Below are 14,804 nucleotides of genomic sequence, written 5' to 3' on the forward strand. Positions count from 1 at the left end.
CGAAATTCTAGGCCTGGTCACCTGTGTTGCGAACAGCACGATAGGTGGGCAACCGTGGTCACCCGCCGTCTCGTTCCCCTAAGGATGCGGATCGTCGGTCGAACAGTTCCACCAAGATCGGGATCGCTGCTCGGAGTTGGTCTCTTGAACAGGCGGCATAGCCGAGGGCGATGCCGTACCAGCTCGCCGGGCCGCTGTGGTGGCGGGCGAGGCCGTCGAGCAGCAGGCCGCGCCGCAGACCCGTGTCGATCAGCGCGCGTTCGGCGGCGGCGGAGTCGAGCGGGACGACGAGGTGGGCGCCAGCGTCGTCGCCCAGCATCGGGATTCCGGCCGCCTGCAAGGCGTCCACCAGCAGCACCCGGCGCTCGGACAGCTCGCGGCGCAGTTTGCGCAGGTGGCGGCCGAGGTCGCCGTTGCGCGCGAGTTCGATCACCACGAGCTGACCCGCGGCGGCGGGGCTGGTGCCGGTGCGGTCGCGGTGTTCAAGGACGGCGGTGACCACGGCGGGCGGGGCGACCATCCAGCCAGTCCCGAGGGTCGGGGTGAGGATCTTGCTCGTGGTGCCCAGGTGCACCACGACATCCGGGGCGAGCGCGGCCAGCAGCGGCAGCGGCGCCACGTCGTAGCGGAGTTCGCCGTCGTAGTCGTCCTCCACGACCAGCCAGCCCGCGTGCCGTGCCCGCTCGACCAGCTCGACGCGCCTGCCCGCGGACATGCGCCTGCCCAGCGGGTACTGGTGGGCGGGCGAGCAGTAGACCATGCGCGTCCCAGGCGGGAGGCTGTCGAGCAGCAGCCCGTCCTCGTCGACCTGCGCGGGCACGACCCGCATCCCGGCCGCGCGCAGCGACGCGACCGCACGCTGGTAGCCGGGTTCCTCCACCGCCACGACATCCCCGCGCCGCAGCACGGCGGCGGCGACCTCGGCGACCGCGGCCGTGGTGCCGCCGGTCGCGAGCACGGCCTCGCCCTCGCCCGCGTCGTCGAACTCGCCGCTGACCCGCAGGCCGCGGTGGCGCAGCAGGTGTTCGGCCACGGCCGCGCGGTAGGCGGGCAGCCCGGCGCGCTGCGGGCGCAGCAGCGGGGCGACGTCGGCGGCGCCGCGCCAGGCCCGGCGCCACGCCGAGCGGTCGATGCCGCCCGCCCACGGCGATCCCGGGGTCAGGTCGACGGCGTCGGCGGCGAGGACGTCCGGCTTGGCCCGGCGCGCGCGGGCACGCAGGGAGCCGGGTGGGGCGGTGGTGATGTAGGTGCCGGAGCCGTGGCGGCCCGCGATCCAGCCCTCGGCGTGCAGTTGCTCGTAGGCCGCGGCGGTGACCGTGCGGCTGACGTCGAGCTGGGCGGCCAGCGCGCGGGTCGACGGCAGCCGGTCGCCGCTGCGCAGCCTGCCTTCCGCGGCGGCGGCGCGCAGTTCCTCGGCGAGCTGGACCGCGAGCGGCGTGGTCGACGCGCGGTCGAGGGTCACCGGCAGGGGCGGACTCTCGGCCAAAAGTGGCCTCCTGGAATTGCGTAGCTGTGGCACTACTAGGAGGCCACTCTACTCCGCGATCCTGGTCTGGTGACTCAGACACCGCTCTCGCCGACCGACCGAAGCACTGTCCAGCGAGGCAAGAAGCGTGCCGTCACCGACCGGTCGGTGCTGCACGCCATCCTCGACGACGGCCTGATCTGCCACCTGTCGACGGTCATCGGCGGCTCCCCCGTCGTGCTGCCGACCGGCTACGGCCGCGACGGCGACACGCTCTACGTCCACGGGTCGACCGGCGCGCTGAGCCTGCGCACGGCGTCGGCCGGGATCGAGGTGTGCGTCGCGGTGACGCTGGTCGACGGGATCGTCTACGCGCGTTCGGTGTTCCACCACTCGATGAACTACCGCTCGGCGGTCGTGCACGGCACGGCGGTGCCGGTGACCGACCCGGACGCCAAGTGGCACGCGCTGGAGGTCATCACCGAGCACCTCGCGCCCGGGTCGTGGGAGCACGCGCGCGAGCCCAACACCAAGGAAATGGCCCAGACCGCCGTGCTGGCGATCGACCTGACCGAGGCCGCGGTGAAGGTCCGCAGCGGCCCGCCCGGCGACGACGACGCCGACGTCGAGGCGGGCGTCGCGTGGGCCGGAGTGCTGCCGCTGCACCAGGTCTGGGGCGAGCCGGTGTCGTGCGAGCTGCTGCCGGAGGGCGTCGAGGTGCCGCCGCACGTCAGCAAGCGCGGTGTCCGATAGCCGCCAGATAACGCGCGGGGCGGCGGCCAGGCTGGTGGGCATGACCTTCCAGATCCACGCGATCCCGGCCGCCGACCTCGCCGTGCTCCGCACCGCCCCGGACCGCGTCACCGCCACCGGCGGCGAACCGCTGCGCTGCTGCCTGCGCGACGCCCGGCCCGGCGACGTCATCACGCTCGCCAACTACACGCCCGAACTGCCGGACGGCACGCCGTACCGGGAGACCGGCGCGGTGTTCGTCCACTCCGAACCATGCGCGGGCTCGGAGTCCGACCGCTACCCCGCCGAGTGGCTGCGGCGCCCGCAGGTGCTGCGCGCCTACGACGCGCGGGGCTGGATCCATCCGGTCACGACAGTCCACGACGGATCGGACCCGGAGTCGGTGATCGAGCAGCAGCTCGCGGACCCGGGCGTGGCCTGGATCCACAGCCGCAACATCGCCTACGGCTGCTACATGTTCACCATTACACGGGCTGAGGACCAGTGACCGGGTCGAGGCGGTAGCGGCCCATGGGCGGGCGGCCCTCGCGGTAGACGTGGATGCTGATGGCCGGGTCGGTCCCGGTGTTGGTGACCTGGTGGACATAGCCGGGGCCGAACACCCGGGTCTGGCCCGCGCTCAGCGCGTTGAGCACCTCCGCGGGCCGCTCGCCGCCGCGCGCGACGGTTTCGGTGAGCGTGCCCGAGACCAGGGTGAACGCGCCGGACACGGCGCCGTGGTCGTGGAGGTCGGTGGACTGGCCGGGCAGCCACGTCATCAGCCAGACCTCCTGGCCGTCGGTGCTGTCGATCAGCGCGGTGTAGCGCTGGTCGGGGTCGTAGCTGAGCTGGTCACGCCAGCGGGCGCGGTCGGCGGCGTAGGCGCGGGCGACCAGGGCCGGGTGCGACGCGGCGGGTGCGCCCGCGACGGCGATGGTGTTCTCTGGAACGGCGAACATCGGGAAGTCTCTTCTCGGGATACGTGAGCACGACGCGGCAGACGGGCCGCGAGGACGGGCTGGATCACCGACAACAGAGACAGAGCGCGCCAGCGACTCGGCAGAGGTCGATGTGACCCCGCCGGTCTGTCATGGCGCGAAGAAGCACGGGAGTAGGAAAGCGTTAGAAGGCGTCCCCGTCAAAGGCGCCCACGAAGTGGGAGCCAATCCGCCCGCCGGTTCGCACCGAATGGGTGATGAGGACGACCGACGAGAGCAGGTGCCCATGGCCGAACGGGTTCGGCGCATCGCGGGGGTGGAGGGCGTTCCGGCACAGCAGCCGGAGCCCGGCGAGTTGCTGCAGCGCGTCGCGCGCGGCGACGAGAGCGCCTTCGAGCGGCTGTACGACATCGTCTCCGCGCCAGTGTTCGGCCTGGTCCGACGCGTGGTGCGGGACCCGGCGCAGTCGGAGGAGGTGACCCAGGAGGTGATGCTGGAACTGTGGCGCACCGCCGCCCGCTACGCCCCGGAGAAGGGCGGCGCGATGACCTGGGTCATGACCCTGGCCCACCGCCGCGCCGTCGACCGGGTGCGCTCGGCGCAGTCGGCGACCGACCGGGAGGACAAGGCCTACCGGCGGGAGACCACGCGCCCGTTCGACGAGGTCGCCGAGCAGGTGGGCACCCGGCTGGAGCACCAGCAGGTCCGGCGGTGCCTGGCGAGCCTGACCGACCTGCAGCGCGAGTCGGTCGAGCTGGCGTACTACCGGGGTATGACCTACCGCGAGGTGTCGGAGCTGCTCGACACCCCGCTGGGCACCATCAAGACTCGTCTTCGCGACGGACTCATCCGCCTGCGCGACTGCCTGGGGGTGGGACGATGACCGCCGACATCCACGCGCTGACCGGCGCCTACGCGCTGAACGCGATCCCCGAGGCCGAGCGCGCCCAGTTCGAGCGCCACCTGGCCGAGTGCGAGTCGTGCAGGCAGGAGGTCCAGGAGTTGCGGGCCACCGCGACCCGCCTGGGCGAAGCCGCCGAGGAACAGCCGCCACCGGCCTTGAAGGCCGCTGTCCTGGCCCGGATCGCCGAGGTGCGGCAGCAGTCGCCGCTCAACGAGCTGGCCGCCCGCCGCGCGAAGTCCCCGTGGCCGACCCGCATCTTCGGCGCCGCCGCGGCGGTGCTGCTCGTGGTCTCGGTGAGCCTCGGGGTGCTGCTGGTGCGGAGCAACCAGGAGGCCGACTCGGGACGGCAGCAGGTGGCGGCGATGGCCGAACTCCTGCGGGCCGACGACGCCCGGATCGTCAGCGGGACCACCGCGGACGGGCTGAGCGGAACCGTCGTGGTCTCCCGACACCGGGGCCAAGTGATGCTGCTGGCCGACAACATCCCAGCCGCGCCGGACGGGAAGACCTACCAGGCGTGGCTCATCGGCGACGGCCCTAAGCCGAAGTCGATCGGGGTGTTCGAGCCGGACCAGTCGGGACGGGCGTCGCTGGTGGACGCGTCCGGCGTGCAGAACGCCACGACCATCGGGGTGACGGTGGAACCGGACGGCGGCTCGACCGAGCCGAGCTTGCCCGCTGTGATGGAGATGGCTCTGCCGGTTTGAGCGGAGTGCTGCGAGGACGTCGACGACCAAGTCGGCGTCCTCGCAACCGCACGAGAAACCCAGACCGGCGGGCACCGGCTCGCCCACGGCGCGCGGCGATCAGCCTCCGGTGATGGAGATGGCTCCGCCTGTTCAGCGAAGCGCGGCGAGGACGTCGGCGACCAGATCGGCGGCGTCCTCACAACCGCACGAGAAACGGACCAGACCGTCGGGCACCGGGTCGCCCCACTGGGCGCGGCGGTCGGCCGTGGAGTGCAGGCCGCCGAAGCTGGTCGCGGCGGCGACGAGTCTCGCCTTCGCGATGAACGCGTCGGCGGCCTCCGCGGACTCCAGCTCGAAAGTCACCACCCCGCCGAACCGTCGCATCTGCTGCTTGGCGATCGGGTGGGCCGGGTCTGCGGCCGCCCCTGGCCACCGCAAGCCGCGGATCCGGGGATGCCCGCGCAGCGCCTGATAGAGCGCCGCGGCGTTGTCCGCCTGGCGCGCCAGCCGAAGGTCCAATGTGCCCATGCCCCGATGCGCGAGCCACACCTCGAACGGCCCGGGCACCGCCCCGCTGGCCGTCCGCTCGGTGCGGAGCCGGGCGGCGAGATCGGGGTCAGCCGCGGTGAGGTGGCCCAGGACCACATCGCTGTGGCCGGAGAGGGCCTTGGTGTCGCTGGCCACCACGATGTCCGCGCCCAGTTCCAGCGGCCGCTGCCCGAGCGGGGTCGCCGTGGTGTTGTCGACCGCGACCAGCGCGCCTGCCGCGTGGGCCAGGCGCGCGATCTCCGCGATGTCGCAAACGTCCAGGCCCGGGTTGGAGGGCGATTCGAGCAGGACGAGCCGCGCGCCGGCGACCAGCTCAGCGGTCCACTCGGCGGAAGTCGAAACCTCGCGGACGACCAGGTCACGAAGATGGTCGCGGACATACGCACGCGTCAGGTAGTAGCCGTCGGCGGGAAGGACGACCGTGTCGCCCGCGTCGAGGACCGTCCGCAACAGGGAGCTGATCGCGGCCATGCCGGAGGCGTAGAGAACACAGTGCCCGCCGTCCAGCTCCCCGATCGCCGACTCCAGCGCCGACCACGTCGGGTTCGTCGCGCGCCCGTAGAAGTCCGCGCCGCCCAGGTGGAACTGCGTGGCCAGCACCGGAGGCGCGACCGTCGGCTCGCCAGGCTCGTCCCCGGACCCGCCCGCGTGGACGCAGCGCGTGCCGTCGCCGGTCATCGTTCCGGCTTCGTCTTGCGGCCGATCAGCTCGCCCGCCATCTCCCGGATGTCGAAGCCGTCGTGGCAGATCCGGTGCACCACCTCGGTGATCGGCATCTCCACCCCGTGCTTGAACGCCAGCTCCCGGATCGACGAACACGACTTGACGCCCTCGGCGACCTGCCCGTTCGTGGCGGCCTGCGCCTGCGCGACGGTCTCGCCCCGGCCGAGGCGGGCACCGAAGGTCCGGTTGCGCGACAGCGGCGACGAGCAGGTCGCGCTCAGGTCGCCCAGACCCGCGAGCCCGGAGAACGTCATCGGGTCGGCGCCCAGCGCGGCGCCCAGGCGCGCGATCTCAGCCAGGCCGCGGGTCATCAGCAGACCCATGGTGCTGTCGCCGTAGCCGAGGCCCGCCGCCATACCGCAGGACAGCGCGATGACGTTCTTGCACGCGCCGCCCAGTTCGCAGCCGATGACGTCGGTGATCGTGTACGGCCGGAAGTAGCCAGTGGTGCACGCTTCCTGCACCTCGACCGCCCGGTCGTGGTCGGCGCAGGCGATCACCGTGCCCGCCGGCTGCTCCTCGGCGACCTCGCGGGCCAGGTTCGGCCCGGACACCACGGCGATCTGGTCGGTCGGGAACGCGGTGACGTCGGCGATGACCTCGCTCATCCGCTTCAGCGTGCCCAGCTCGACACCCTTGGCCAGGCTGACCAGCGTCGCCGAGCGGTCGAGCAGGCCGAGCCACGACGTCAGGTTGTGCCGCAGGCTCTGGCTCGGCACCGCGAGCACCACAATTTTGGCCCCGGCCAGCGCGATCGTCGGGTCCGAAGTGGACCGCAGGGTGTCGGGCAGCCGGATGCCGGGCAGGTAGTCGGCGTTGACCCGGGTGGCCTCGATCGACTCGGCCAGGTCGCGGCGGCGCGCCCACAGGGTCACCTCGCGGCCGGTGTCGGCCATGACCTTGGCGAAGGTGGTGCCCCACGACCCGGCGCCGAGGACGGTGATCTCGGTCATCGGCGGTCAGCCCGCGGTCTCGTCGCGCTTGCCGCCCGGCCGGAAGAACTCCGCGGGCGCCTGCTCACCGCGGATGTCCGCGAGCAGGGCCTGGACCTCGGTCATCAACAGGTCGGTGACCTCGCGCAGCAGCTGGTTGGTGATCGGCTTGCCGCGGTGGGCAGACAGGTCGACCGGGTCGCCGACGACGGTGGTGACCTTCTTGCGCGGCAGCGGGTGGAACTTCTTGGTGTAGCCGTCCCAGATGTTGTTCGTACCCCAGCGCGCGGCCGGGATGACCGGGACGTCGTTCTCCAGCGCCAGCCGGGCCACGCCGGTCCTGGCGCGCATCGGCCAGCCCGTCGGGTCCTTGCTGATGGTGCCCTCGGGGTAGATCAGCACGACCTTGCCCTCCTGCAGGGCCTGGTGCGCCGCGCGCAGGCTGTCCTTGGCCTCGGCGGAGCCGCGGTAGACCGGGATGCCGCCGGACCCGGCCAGGATGCGGCCGAAGACCGGCACCTTGAACAGGCTGTCCTTGGCCATGAACCGGGGGACGCGCTTGTTGCGGTGCACGAAGACCGCGTCGTTGGGCGGGTCGAGGTGCGAGACGTGGTTCATCACCAGCAGGGCGGCGCCCGTGCGCGGCAGCTTCTCGCCGCCGATGTAGGTGCGCTTGCCCAGCCAGCTGAGCGGGTAGAACGCCACCGCCGCCGCGCCGACCCAGAACCCGCCCTTCTCGCGCTTGCCCAACGTCCATCCTCCTCGTCGCACCCCAGACCTGCCGTGACAGGTGAGTCTCCCTGGCCACCCCACCGCCGGTCCAGACGGGGTGGGCTCGGCCACGGCCGGCAGGATCGAAGCCGTGGTGGACCTCGTGGTCCCGGTGAAACATCTCGACCGGGCGAAGACGCGGCTGCGTGGCGCGGTGCCGGGTGGCGCGGCGGCCCATCGCGACCTCGTGCTGGCCCTGCTCGTCGACACGCTGACCGCGGCCACCGCCGCGGCGGGCGTCCGCAGGGTGCTGGTGGTGTGCGAGGACGAGCGGGTGGTCGACGCGGTGCGCGCGACCGGGGCCGAGTGCGTCGACGAGCGTGGCCTGCCCGGGCTCAACGCGGCGCTGCGGTACGGCGCCGACCGGCTGCGCGCCGCCGACCCGGCTGTCGCGGTGGGCGCGTTGCAGGCCGACCTCCCGGCGCTGCGTCCAGCCGACTTGACCGCCGTGATCGCGGAGGCCGCCGGGCGCCGGGCGTTCGCCGCCGACCGCGACGGCACCGGCACGACCCTGCTGCTGGCCGCCCCCGGGATGGCCCTCGACCCGCGGTTCGGCCCGGGATCGGCGTCCGCGCACGGCCGCGACGCGGTCCGCGTCGGTGTGGCCTGCGACACGCTGCGCTGCGACGTCGACACCGCGGGCGATCTCGCCGAGGCGCTGACGCTGGGCGTCGGCGCGCGCACCGCACAGGTGGCCGGGGACGTCCGTCGCGTCTGCTGAGAATTAACCGAGAGGTTCAGGCCCACGGTGGGCTATTAGCGAGTTCTTGCTGAACAATAAGGCCCTGTGAGCACCGAGAGCACTGAGGAAACGATCTTCGAGGGCCCATCCCCCGAGCCGCGCGGCGTGCCGTCGGCCCCACCCGCGGTCACCCCCGCGGCGGCGGCCACCGACCTGCCCGACGACCGCTACCTCAACCGCGAGCTGTCCTGGCTCGACTTCAACGCGCGTGTTCTCGCCCTCGCCGAGGATTCCTCGCAGCCGCTGCTGGAGCGCGCGAAGTTCCTGGCGATCTTCGCCTCGAACCTCGACGAGTTCTACATGGTGCGCGTCGCGGGCCTCAAACGCCGCAACGAGACCGGCCTCTCGGTCCGCAGCGCCGACGGGCTCACCCCGCGCGAGCAACTCGCCTACATCGCCAAGCGCAACCAGGAACTCGTCGAGCAGCACTCCCGGGCCTTCGAGGACCGGGTTCGCCCGGAACTGGCCGAGCGCGGCATCAAGATCGCCAGCTGGGCCGACCTCACCGAGGACGACCGCAAGCGGCTGTCGACGTACTTCCGCGACCAGGTCTTCCCGGTGCTGACCCCGCTCGCCGTCGACCCGGCCCACCCGTTCCCGTACATCTCCGGGCTCTCGCTCAACCTCGCGGTCACCGTGCGGGATCCCGAGGGCGGCACCGAGCGGTTCGCCCGCGTCAAGGTGCCCGACAACGTGCCGCGCCTCGTGCCGATCGACCGCAGCGCCGACGAGCAGGTGGCGATCTTCCTGCTGCTCGAGGACCTGATCGCCGCGCACCTCAACATGCTGTTCGCGGGCATGGACGTCACCGAGGTGCACGCCTTCCGGGTCACCCGCAACGCCGACCTCGAAGTCGAGGAGGACCGCGACGAGGACCTGTTGCAGGCGCTGGAGCGCGAGCTCGCGCAGCGCCGGTTCGGTCCGTCGGTGCGGCTGGAGGTCGCCGACGACATGAGCGAGCACATGCTCGAACTGCTGCTGCGGGAGATGGAGGTCAACCCGTACGACGTCGTCGTCGTGCAGGGGATGCTCGACCTGTCGTGCCTGTGGCAGCTCTACAAGGTGGACCGCAAGGAACTGAAGGACCCGGTGTTCGTGCCCGCCACCCACCCGGCCTTCGGCGAACGCGAGACGCCGAAGAGCATCTTCGCCACCCTCCGCGAGGGTGATGTCCTGGTGCACCACCCGTACGACTCGTTCTCCACCAGCGTCCAGCGCTTCGTCGAGCAGGCCGCCAGCGACCCGCACGTGCTGGCGATCAAGCAGACGCTGTACCGCACCTCCGGCGACTCCCCGATCGTCGACGCGCTGATCGACGCGGCGGAGGCGGGCAAGCAGGTCGTGGCCCTGGTGGAACTCAAGGCGCGGTTCGACGAGCAAGCCAACATCAAGTGGGCGCGCGCGCTGGAGAAGGCGGGCGTGCACGTGGTGTACGGCCTCGTCGGACTCAAGACGCACTGCAAGACGTCACTGGTGGTGCGGCAGGAGGGCTCCACGATCCGCCGCTACTGCCACATCGGCACGGGCAACTACAACCCGAAGACGGCGCGGCTGTACGAGGACGTCGGCCTGCTCACCGCGGAGCCGTCGATCGGCGCGGACCTGACGGACCTGTTCAACGTCCTCACCGGCTACGCCCGCCAGGACACCTACCGCAGCCTGCTCGTCGCCCCCTACGGCGTGCGGCGCGGGATCGTGGAGCGGATCAACGACGAGATCGCGCACAAGCTGGCTGGGCGTCCCGCCGGGATCAAGGTGAAGCTCAACTCGCTGGTCGACGAGGGAGTCATCGACGCCCTCTACCGCGCTTCCCAGGCGGGCGTGCCGGTCGACGTGGTGGTGCGCGGAATCTGCGCGCTGAAGCCGGGCATCCCCGGGCTCAGCGAGAACATCCGCGTGCGGTCGATCCTGGGCCGCTTCCTGGAACACTCGCGCGTGTTCATCTTCACCGGCTCGGCGGAACACTGGATCGGCAGCGCCGACATGATGCACCGCAACCTCGACCGCCGCGTGGAAGTCCAGGTCCGCGTCACCGACCCGCGCCTCACCAAGCAGCTGGACGACATGTTCGACTCTCTGCTCGACCCCGCCACCCGCTGCTGGATCCTCGCCCCCAACGGCGACTGGCAGCCGTCGCCGGTGGGCACCGACTCGGTCCGCGACCACCAGACCGAACTGCTCAAGCGGCACCGGGCCCTGGCGTAGCCGATGGCGGACATCAGCGCGGCGGGCGCCGTGCTCTGGCGGACGAGCCCGACCCTCGAGGTCGCGCTCGTACACCGCCCGCGCTACGACGACTGGACCCTGCCGAAGGGCAAGCTGGACACCGACGAGTCGATCTACGCGGCGGCGGTCCGGGAGGTCCTTGAGGAGACCGGGTATCAGGCCGCCCTGGGACGCTATCTGGGGCAGGTGGCGTATGAAGTGCGCGGGGACTCCAAGACTGTCGACTACTTCGCCGCCGAGGCTGTTGGGGGCGACTTCAGGGTCAACGGCGAAGTGGACGAACTCCGCTGGCTGCGGCCCGCCGACGCCGTGCCGCTGCTGACCCATGAACATGACCGTGGCGTGCTGGCCAAGTTCGTCGAGCATCCGGTGACGACGACTGTGTTGTTGGTGCGTCATGCGCACGCGGGGAACAAGGCGGAGTGGCAAGGGCCGGATGACTCGCGGCCGCTGTCACCACTGGGTCTGACGCAGGTGGAGACGTTGGAAGCGCTACTGCCCTTGTTCGGGCCTACTAGGGTGCACGCGACGCCTAAGGCTCGGTGTGTGCAGACGGTTCAGGGGCTGGCGGACAAGCTTGGGGTTCCGGTGCTTCCCGAGCCTCGGCTTTCCGAGGGAAGCCACGCGGACTATCCGGCCTGCGCTGTGACACGGCTGCTGGAGATTGTGGATGAGGGCGGGACACCGGTCGTCTGCAGTCAGGGCGGCGTGATTCCGGATGTGGTCGAGCACCTGGCCAAGGAGTCCGGTATGGAACTTGAGGGTGTCAGCAGTCGGAAAGGAAGCACCTGGGTGCTGTCCTTCGCCGGGGACACGCTAGTCGGCGCCAGGTATATAGACAGAGTCTGAGCTCGGGCTGGGTCCGCACCATCGGGTGGAACTGGGCGATCCTTCTAACTGCCCTGTCTTTCCCTCTGCCTCTTCCCTCTCCTCCCTGCCCTCCGTCCATCTCTTGCTCTACATCGCTGCCGTCCCCCCGCCTCTCCTGCGCGCCTATACCAAGCCCAAGACACGCGAGAGCCCCGCACGGGAGAAGCGTGCGGGGCTCTCGCGACTAGCTGTGTGCTGCTTACTTCTTGACGGCCTTCTTGGGCGCGGCAGCCTTCGCCGTCGCCTTCGGGGCGGCCTTGGCGGCCGTGGCCGTCTTCTTCGCCGCGGCGGGCTTCTTGGCCGCCGTGGTCTTCGCCGCCGCGGTGGTCTTCGCCGCGGTGGTCTTCGTGGCCGCGGGCTTGGCCGCGGTCGTCTTCGCCGCCGTGGCCTTGGCCGCGGCAGGCTTCGCTGCCGCCCGAGTGGTGGCAGGCTTCGCAGCCGCCGCCCGGGTGGTGGTGGCGCGCGTGGTGGCCGCCTTCGGGGCCGCCGCCGCGGGCTTGGCCGCAGCCGCACGGGTACGCGTCGTCGTGCCGCGAGCCGCGGTCGAGCGTGCCGTGGTGGTGCCCGCCGCCGCACGCGTGGTGCGGGTGGCGGTGGTGGCGCGCGTCGTGGTGGCGCGGGCGGCCGGGGCGGCCGCCGCCGGACGGGTGGCCGCCACCTTGGGCAGCTTCTTCGTCCCGGACACAACCTCCTTGAACATCGTGCCCGCGCGGAACGCGGGAACGTTGGTCTTCTTCACCTTCACGGTCTCACCGGTGCGCGGGTTGCGCGCGGTACGGGCAGCGCGGGCGCGCTTCTCGAACACTCCGAACCCGGTGATGTTGACCTTCTCGCCCTTGTTGACCGTGCGAACGATCACGTCGACGAGACCGTCGACCGCAGCGCCTGCGGCCTTCTTGTCGCCGAGACGCTCGGTCAACGCCTCGATGAGTTGGGCCTTGTTCACCCTTCAGTCCTCCGTAAGAGACCACACTGCCGTTAACGGCCCAATTTGGCCGACTTCTGCACACCGTATGCCTATAGGCGCGTAATTTCCACGCGACGCGCCCGATTTTTCCTTGCATCGTGCGATGTTCGGCCCTTCAGGGGGTCGATTCGCCGAAATCGGGTGCGTCGCGTGGGTCAGCGGCGGTGGATTGTGGTCTTAGGAGATGGCCTCTCGGATACCCGCAGCGGCAGGGGATTCGGCTGCCGCTCAGCCCGCCGGAGTCGGGGTCGGGATAGGCGTCGTCACCGGCTTCCACTTGGGCCTGGCCTGCTCGAACTCGGTTACCGAGCCCTCATGGCGCAGTGTCAGGGCGATGTCGTCGAGCCCTTCGAGGAGGCGCCAACGGGTGTAGTCGTCGATGTGGAAGGGGGCGGTGAAGTCCTTGGCGCGGACTGTCTTCTCCCCGAGGTCGACGGTCACCTCGGTGCCCGGCTCGTTCTCCAGCAGCTTCCACAACAACTCGATATCGGACTGCTCACACTGGGCGGCCAGCAGGCCCGCCTTGCCCGAGTTGCCCCGGAAGATGTCGGCGAACCGGGCCGAGATGACGACCCGGAACCCGTAGTCCGCCAGCGCCCAGACCGCGTGCTCGCGGGAGGACCCGGTGCCGAAGTCCGGTCCGGCGACCAGCACGCTGCCCGCCCGGAACGCCTCCTGGTTGAGCACGAACTGCTCGTCGGACCGCCAGGCCGCGAACAGCCCGTCCTCGAACCCGGTGCGGGTCACGCGCTTGAGGTAGACCGCCGGGATGATCTGGTCGGTGTCCACGTTGGACCGGCGCAGCGGCACGCCGACGCCGGTGTGTGTGGTGAACGGCTCCATGGTGGCTCTACCTCAGTTCAGGTCGTCAGGGGTGGACAGGGTTCCGCGGACCGCCGTGGCGGCCGCGACCAGCGGCGACACCAGATGGGTGCGCCCGCCCTTGCCCTGCCTGCCCTCGAAGTTGCGGTTCGACGTCGACGCGCTGCGCTCGCCCGGCGCCAGCTTGTCGGGGTTCATCGCCAGGCACATCGAGCACCCGGCCTGACGCCACTCGGCGCCCGCGTCGAGGAAGATCTTGTCGAGACCCTCGGACTCGGCCTGCGCGCGCACCCGCATCGAGCCGGGCACCACGAGCATCCGCACCCCGTCGGCGACGTGGTGGCCGCGCAGGACGTCCGCGGCGGCGCGCAGGTCCTCGATCCGGCCGTTGGTGCAGGAGCCGAGGAACACGGTGTCGACGTGGATGTCGCGCAGCGGCGTGCCCGGCTCCAGACCCATATACGTCAGCGCCTTCTCGGCGGCGACGCGCTCGTTCTCGTCGGCGATGTCGGCCGGGTTCGGGATCGACGCCGACAGCGGCAGGCCCTGGCCCGGGTTGGTGCCCCACGTGACGAACGGGGTCAGCGTCGAGGCGTCGATGACGACCTCGGCGTCGAACTCGGCGTCGTCGTCGGTGCGCAGCTCGCGCCACGCGGCGACGGCTTCGTCCCAGTCCTCGTCGGCGGGCGCGTGCGGGCGGCCCTTGAGGTAGTCGAAGGTGGTGTCGTCGGGGGCGATCATGCCCGCGCGGGCACCGGCCTCGATCGACATGTTGCACACCGTCATCCGGGCTTCCATCGACAGCTTCTCGATGGCGTCGCCGCGGTACTCCAGGACGTAGCCCTGGCCGCCGCCGGTGCCGATCTGGGCGATGACGGCGAGAATGATGTCCTTGGCGGTCACGCCGGGGCGCAGCTCGCCGGTGACGGTGACCGCCATCGTCTTGAAAGGACGCAGCGGCAGCGTCTGGGTGGCGAGCACGTGCTCGACCTCCGAGGTGCCGATCCCGAAGGCCAGCGCGCCGAACGCGCCGTGCGTCGAGGTGTGACTGTCGCCGCACACCACGGTCATGCCGGGCTGGGTGAGGCCCAGCTGCGGCCCGACCACGTGCACGATGCCCTGTTCCGCGTCGCCCATCGGGTGCAGGCGCACGCCGAACTCGGCGCAGTTGCGGCGCAGGGTGTCGACCTGGGTGCGCGAGACCGGATCGGCGATCGGGAGGTCGATCCCAATAGTTGGTACGTTGTGGTCCTCGGTCGCTATCGTCAGATCGGGCCTGCGCACCGGTCGACCCGCGAGCCGCAGACCGTCGAACGCTTGCGGACTCGTCACTTCATGCACAAGGTGCAGGTCGATGTAGAGCAAGTCCGGTTCGGCGTCGCTGCCGCGCCGCACCACGTGCTGGTCCCAAACCTTCTCCGCGAGCGTTTTAGCCATCGCTCATCACCATCAGCTTCCCACAGGCTGGACATCC

At 71.0% G+C, this 14,804-nt stretch carries 16 protein-coding genes; 7 read left to right on the forward strand and 9 right to left on the reverse strand.

Annotated features, from left to right (window positions below):
- Positions 1 to 58 precede the first annotated feature (58 nt).
- On the reverse strand, positions 59 to 1,486 hold the full coding sequence (locus ACSHT8_RS14635; protein ID WP_436501526.1) for a PLP-dependent aminotransferase family protein: 1,428 nt from the start codon (positions 1,484 to 1,486) through the stop codon (positions 59 to 61).
- A gap of 69 nt (positions 1,487 to 1,555) precedes the next feature.
- Between ACSHT8_RS14635 and ACSHT8_RS14640 the strand changes: the two genes are divergently transcribed.
- Together ACSHT8_RS14640 and ACSHT8_RS14645 are read left to right on the forward strand one after the other, a co-directional pair.
- Positions 1,556 to 2,218, forward strand: a complete 663-nt coding sequence (locus ACSHT8_RS14640; protein WP_436501528.1) for a pyridoxamine 5'-phosphate oxidase family protein — start codon at positions 1,556 to 1,558, stop codon at positions 2,216 to 2,218.
- Between the two features lie 40 nt (positions 2,219 to 2,258).
- Positions 2,259 to 2,705 (forward strand): DUF1203 domain-containing protein, encoded by a 447-nt coding sequence (locus ACSHT8_RS14645; RefSeq protein ID WP_436501530.1) that lies wholly within the window; start codon positions 2,259 to 2,261, stop codon positions 2,703 to 2,705.
- On the opposite strand, the gene ACSHT8_RS14650 is transcribed toward ACSHT8_RS14645, so the two are convergent.
- The gene (locus ACSHT8_RS14650) at positions 2,683 to 3,156 is read right to left on the reverse strand and encodes a cysteine dioxygenase (protein WP_436501532.1); all 474 of its coding nucleotides are present in this window, start codon (positions 3,154 to 3,156) and stop codon (positions 2,683 to 2,685) included. The genes ACSHT8_RS14645 and ACSHT8_RS14650 overlap by 23 nt on opposite strands.
- A gap of 64 nt (positions 3,157 to 3,220) precedes the next feature.
- Positions 3,221 to 3,289 (reverse strand): putative leader peptide, encoded by a 69-nt coding sequence (locus ACSHT8_RS14655; protein WP_436502070.1) that lies wholly within the window; start codon positions 3,287 to 3,289, stop codon positions 3,221 to 3,223.
- Between the two features lie 132 nt (positions 3,290 to 3,421).
- On the opposite strand from ACSHT8_RS14655, the gene ACSHT8_RS14660 reads away from it, so the two are divergent.
- Positions 3,422 to 4,018 carry a sigma-70 family RNA polymerase sigma factor gene (locus ACSHT8_RS14660; RefSeq protein ID WP_436501534.1) on the forward strand — a complete coding sequence of 199 codons (597 nt, stop codon included), beginning with the start codon at positions 3,422 to 3,424 and terminating at the stop codon, positions 4,016 to 4,018.
- On the forward strand, positions 4,015 to 4,746 hold the full coding sequence (locus tag ACSHT8_RS14665) for an anti-sigma factor (protein ID WP_436501536.1): 732 nt from the start codon (positions 4,015 to 4,017) through the stop codon (positions 4,744 to 4,746). The genes ACSHT8_RS14660 and ACSHT8_RS14665 overlap by 4 nt, the downstream gene beginning before the upstream one ends.
- A 132-nt stretch (positions 4,747 to 4,878) precedes the next feature.
- On the opposite strand, the gene ACSHT8_RS14670 is transcribed toward ACSHT8_RS14665, so the two are convergent.
- Genes ACSHT8_RS14670 through ACSHT8_RS14680 form a run of 3 tightly spaced genes read right to left on the reverse strand, consistent with a single transcriptional unit; the run spans position 4,879 to position 7,682 of the window.
- Positions 4,879 to 5,955: a cystathionine gamma-lyase gene (locus ACSHT8_RS14670; RefSeq protein ID WP_436501538.1), complete on the reverse strand. Its 1,077-nt coding sequence runs from the start codon at positions 5,953 to 5,955 to the stop codon at positions 4,879 to 4,881.
- Positions 5,952 to 6,953, reverse strand: coding sequence for an NAD(P)H-dependent glycerol-3-phosphate dehydrogenase (locus ACSHT8_RS14675; RefSeq protein WP_436501540.1), 1,002 nt, complete (start codon positions 6,951 to 6,953; stop codon positions 5,952 to 5,954). The genes ACSHT8_RS14670 and ACSHT8_RS14675 overlap by 4 nt, the downstream gene beginning before the upstream one ends.
- A 6-nt stretch (positions 6,954 to 6,959) precedes the next feature.
- Positions 6,960 to 7,682, reverse strand: a complete 723-nt coding sequence (locus tag ACSHT8_RS14680; RefSeq protein ID WP_436501542.1) for a lysophospholipid acyltransferase family protein — start codon at positions 7,680 to 7,682, stop codon at positions 6,960 to 6,962.
- Positions 7,683 to 7,797: 115 nt separating this feature from the next.
- On the opposite strand from ACSHT8_RS14680, the gene cofC reads away from it, so the two are divergent.
- From cofC to ACSHT8_RS14695, 3 genes are all read left to right on the forward strand, one after another.
- Entirely contained in the window at positions 7,798 to 8,424 is a 627-nt protein-coding gene (gene cofC / locus ACSHT8_RS14685; protein ID WP_436502071.1) for a 2-phospho-L-lactate guanylyltransferase, read from the forward strand.
- 66 nt (positions 8,425 to 8,490) lie between these two features.
- Positions 8,491 to 10,650, forward strand: coding sequence for an RNA degradosome polyphosphate kinase (locus tag ACSHT8_RS14690; protein ID WP_436501544.1), 2,160 nt, complete (start codon positions 8,491 to 8,493; stop codon positions 10,648 to 10,650).
- 3 nt (positions 10,651 to 10,653) lie between these two features.
- Positions 10,654 to 11,520, forward strand: coding sequence for an NUDIX hydrolase (locus ACSHT8_RS14695; RefSeq protein ID WP_436501545.1), 867 nt, complete (start codon positions 10,654 to 10,656; stop codon positions 11,518 to 11,520).
- A gap of 220 nt (positions 11,521 to 11,740) precedes the next feature.
- Here ACSHT8_RS14695 and ACSHT8_RS14700 read toward each other — a convergent pair whose 3' ends face one another.
- The 3 genes from ACSHT8_RS14700 to leuC all read right to left on the reverse strand — a co-directional run bounded on the left by ACSHT8_RS14700 (position 11,741) and on the right by leuC (position 14,767).
- The gene (locus ACSHT8_RS14700; RefSeq protein WP_436501547.1) at positions 11,741 to 12,487 is read right to left on the reverse strand and encodes an HU family DNA-binding protein; all 747 of its coding nucleotides are present in this window, start codon (positions 12,485 to 12,487) and stop codon (positions 11,741 to 11,743) included.
- Positions 12,488 to 12,736: 249 nt separating this feature from the next.
- Complete coding sequence (leuD, locus tag ACSHT8_RS14705) at positions 12,737 to 13,351, reverse strand: 3-isopropylmalate dehydratase small subunit (protein WP_436501548.1); 615 nt, start codon at positions 13,349 to 13,351, stop codon at positions 12,737 to 12,739.
- 12 nt (positions 13,352 to 13,363) lie between these two features.
- Complete coding sequence (leuC, locus tag ACSHT8_RS14710) at positions 13,364 to 14,767, reverse strand: 3-isopropylmalate dehydratase large subunit (RefSeq protein ID WP_436501550.1); 1,404 nt, start codon at positions 14,765 to 14,767, stop codon at positions 13,364 to 13,366.
- Between the last annotated feature and the right edge of the window lie 37 nt (positions 14,768 to 14,804).

Origin of the sequence: Actinokineospora sp. HUAS TT18, from assembly GCF_051364635.1 — a bacterium.
Lineage (GTDB): Bacteria > Actinomycetota > Actinomycetes > Mycobacteriales > Pseudonocardiaceae > Actinokineospora.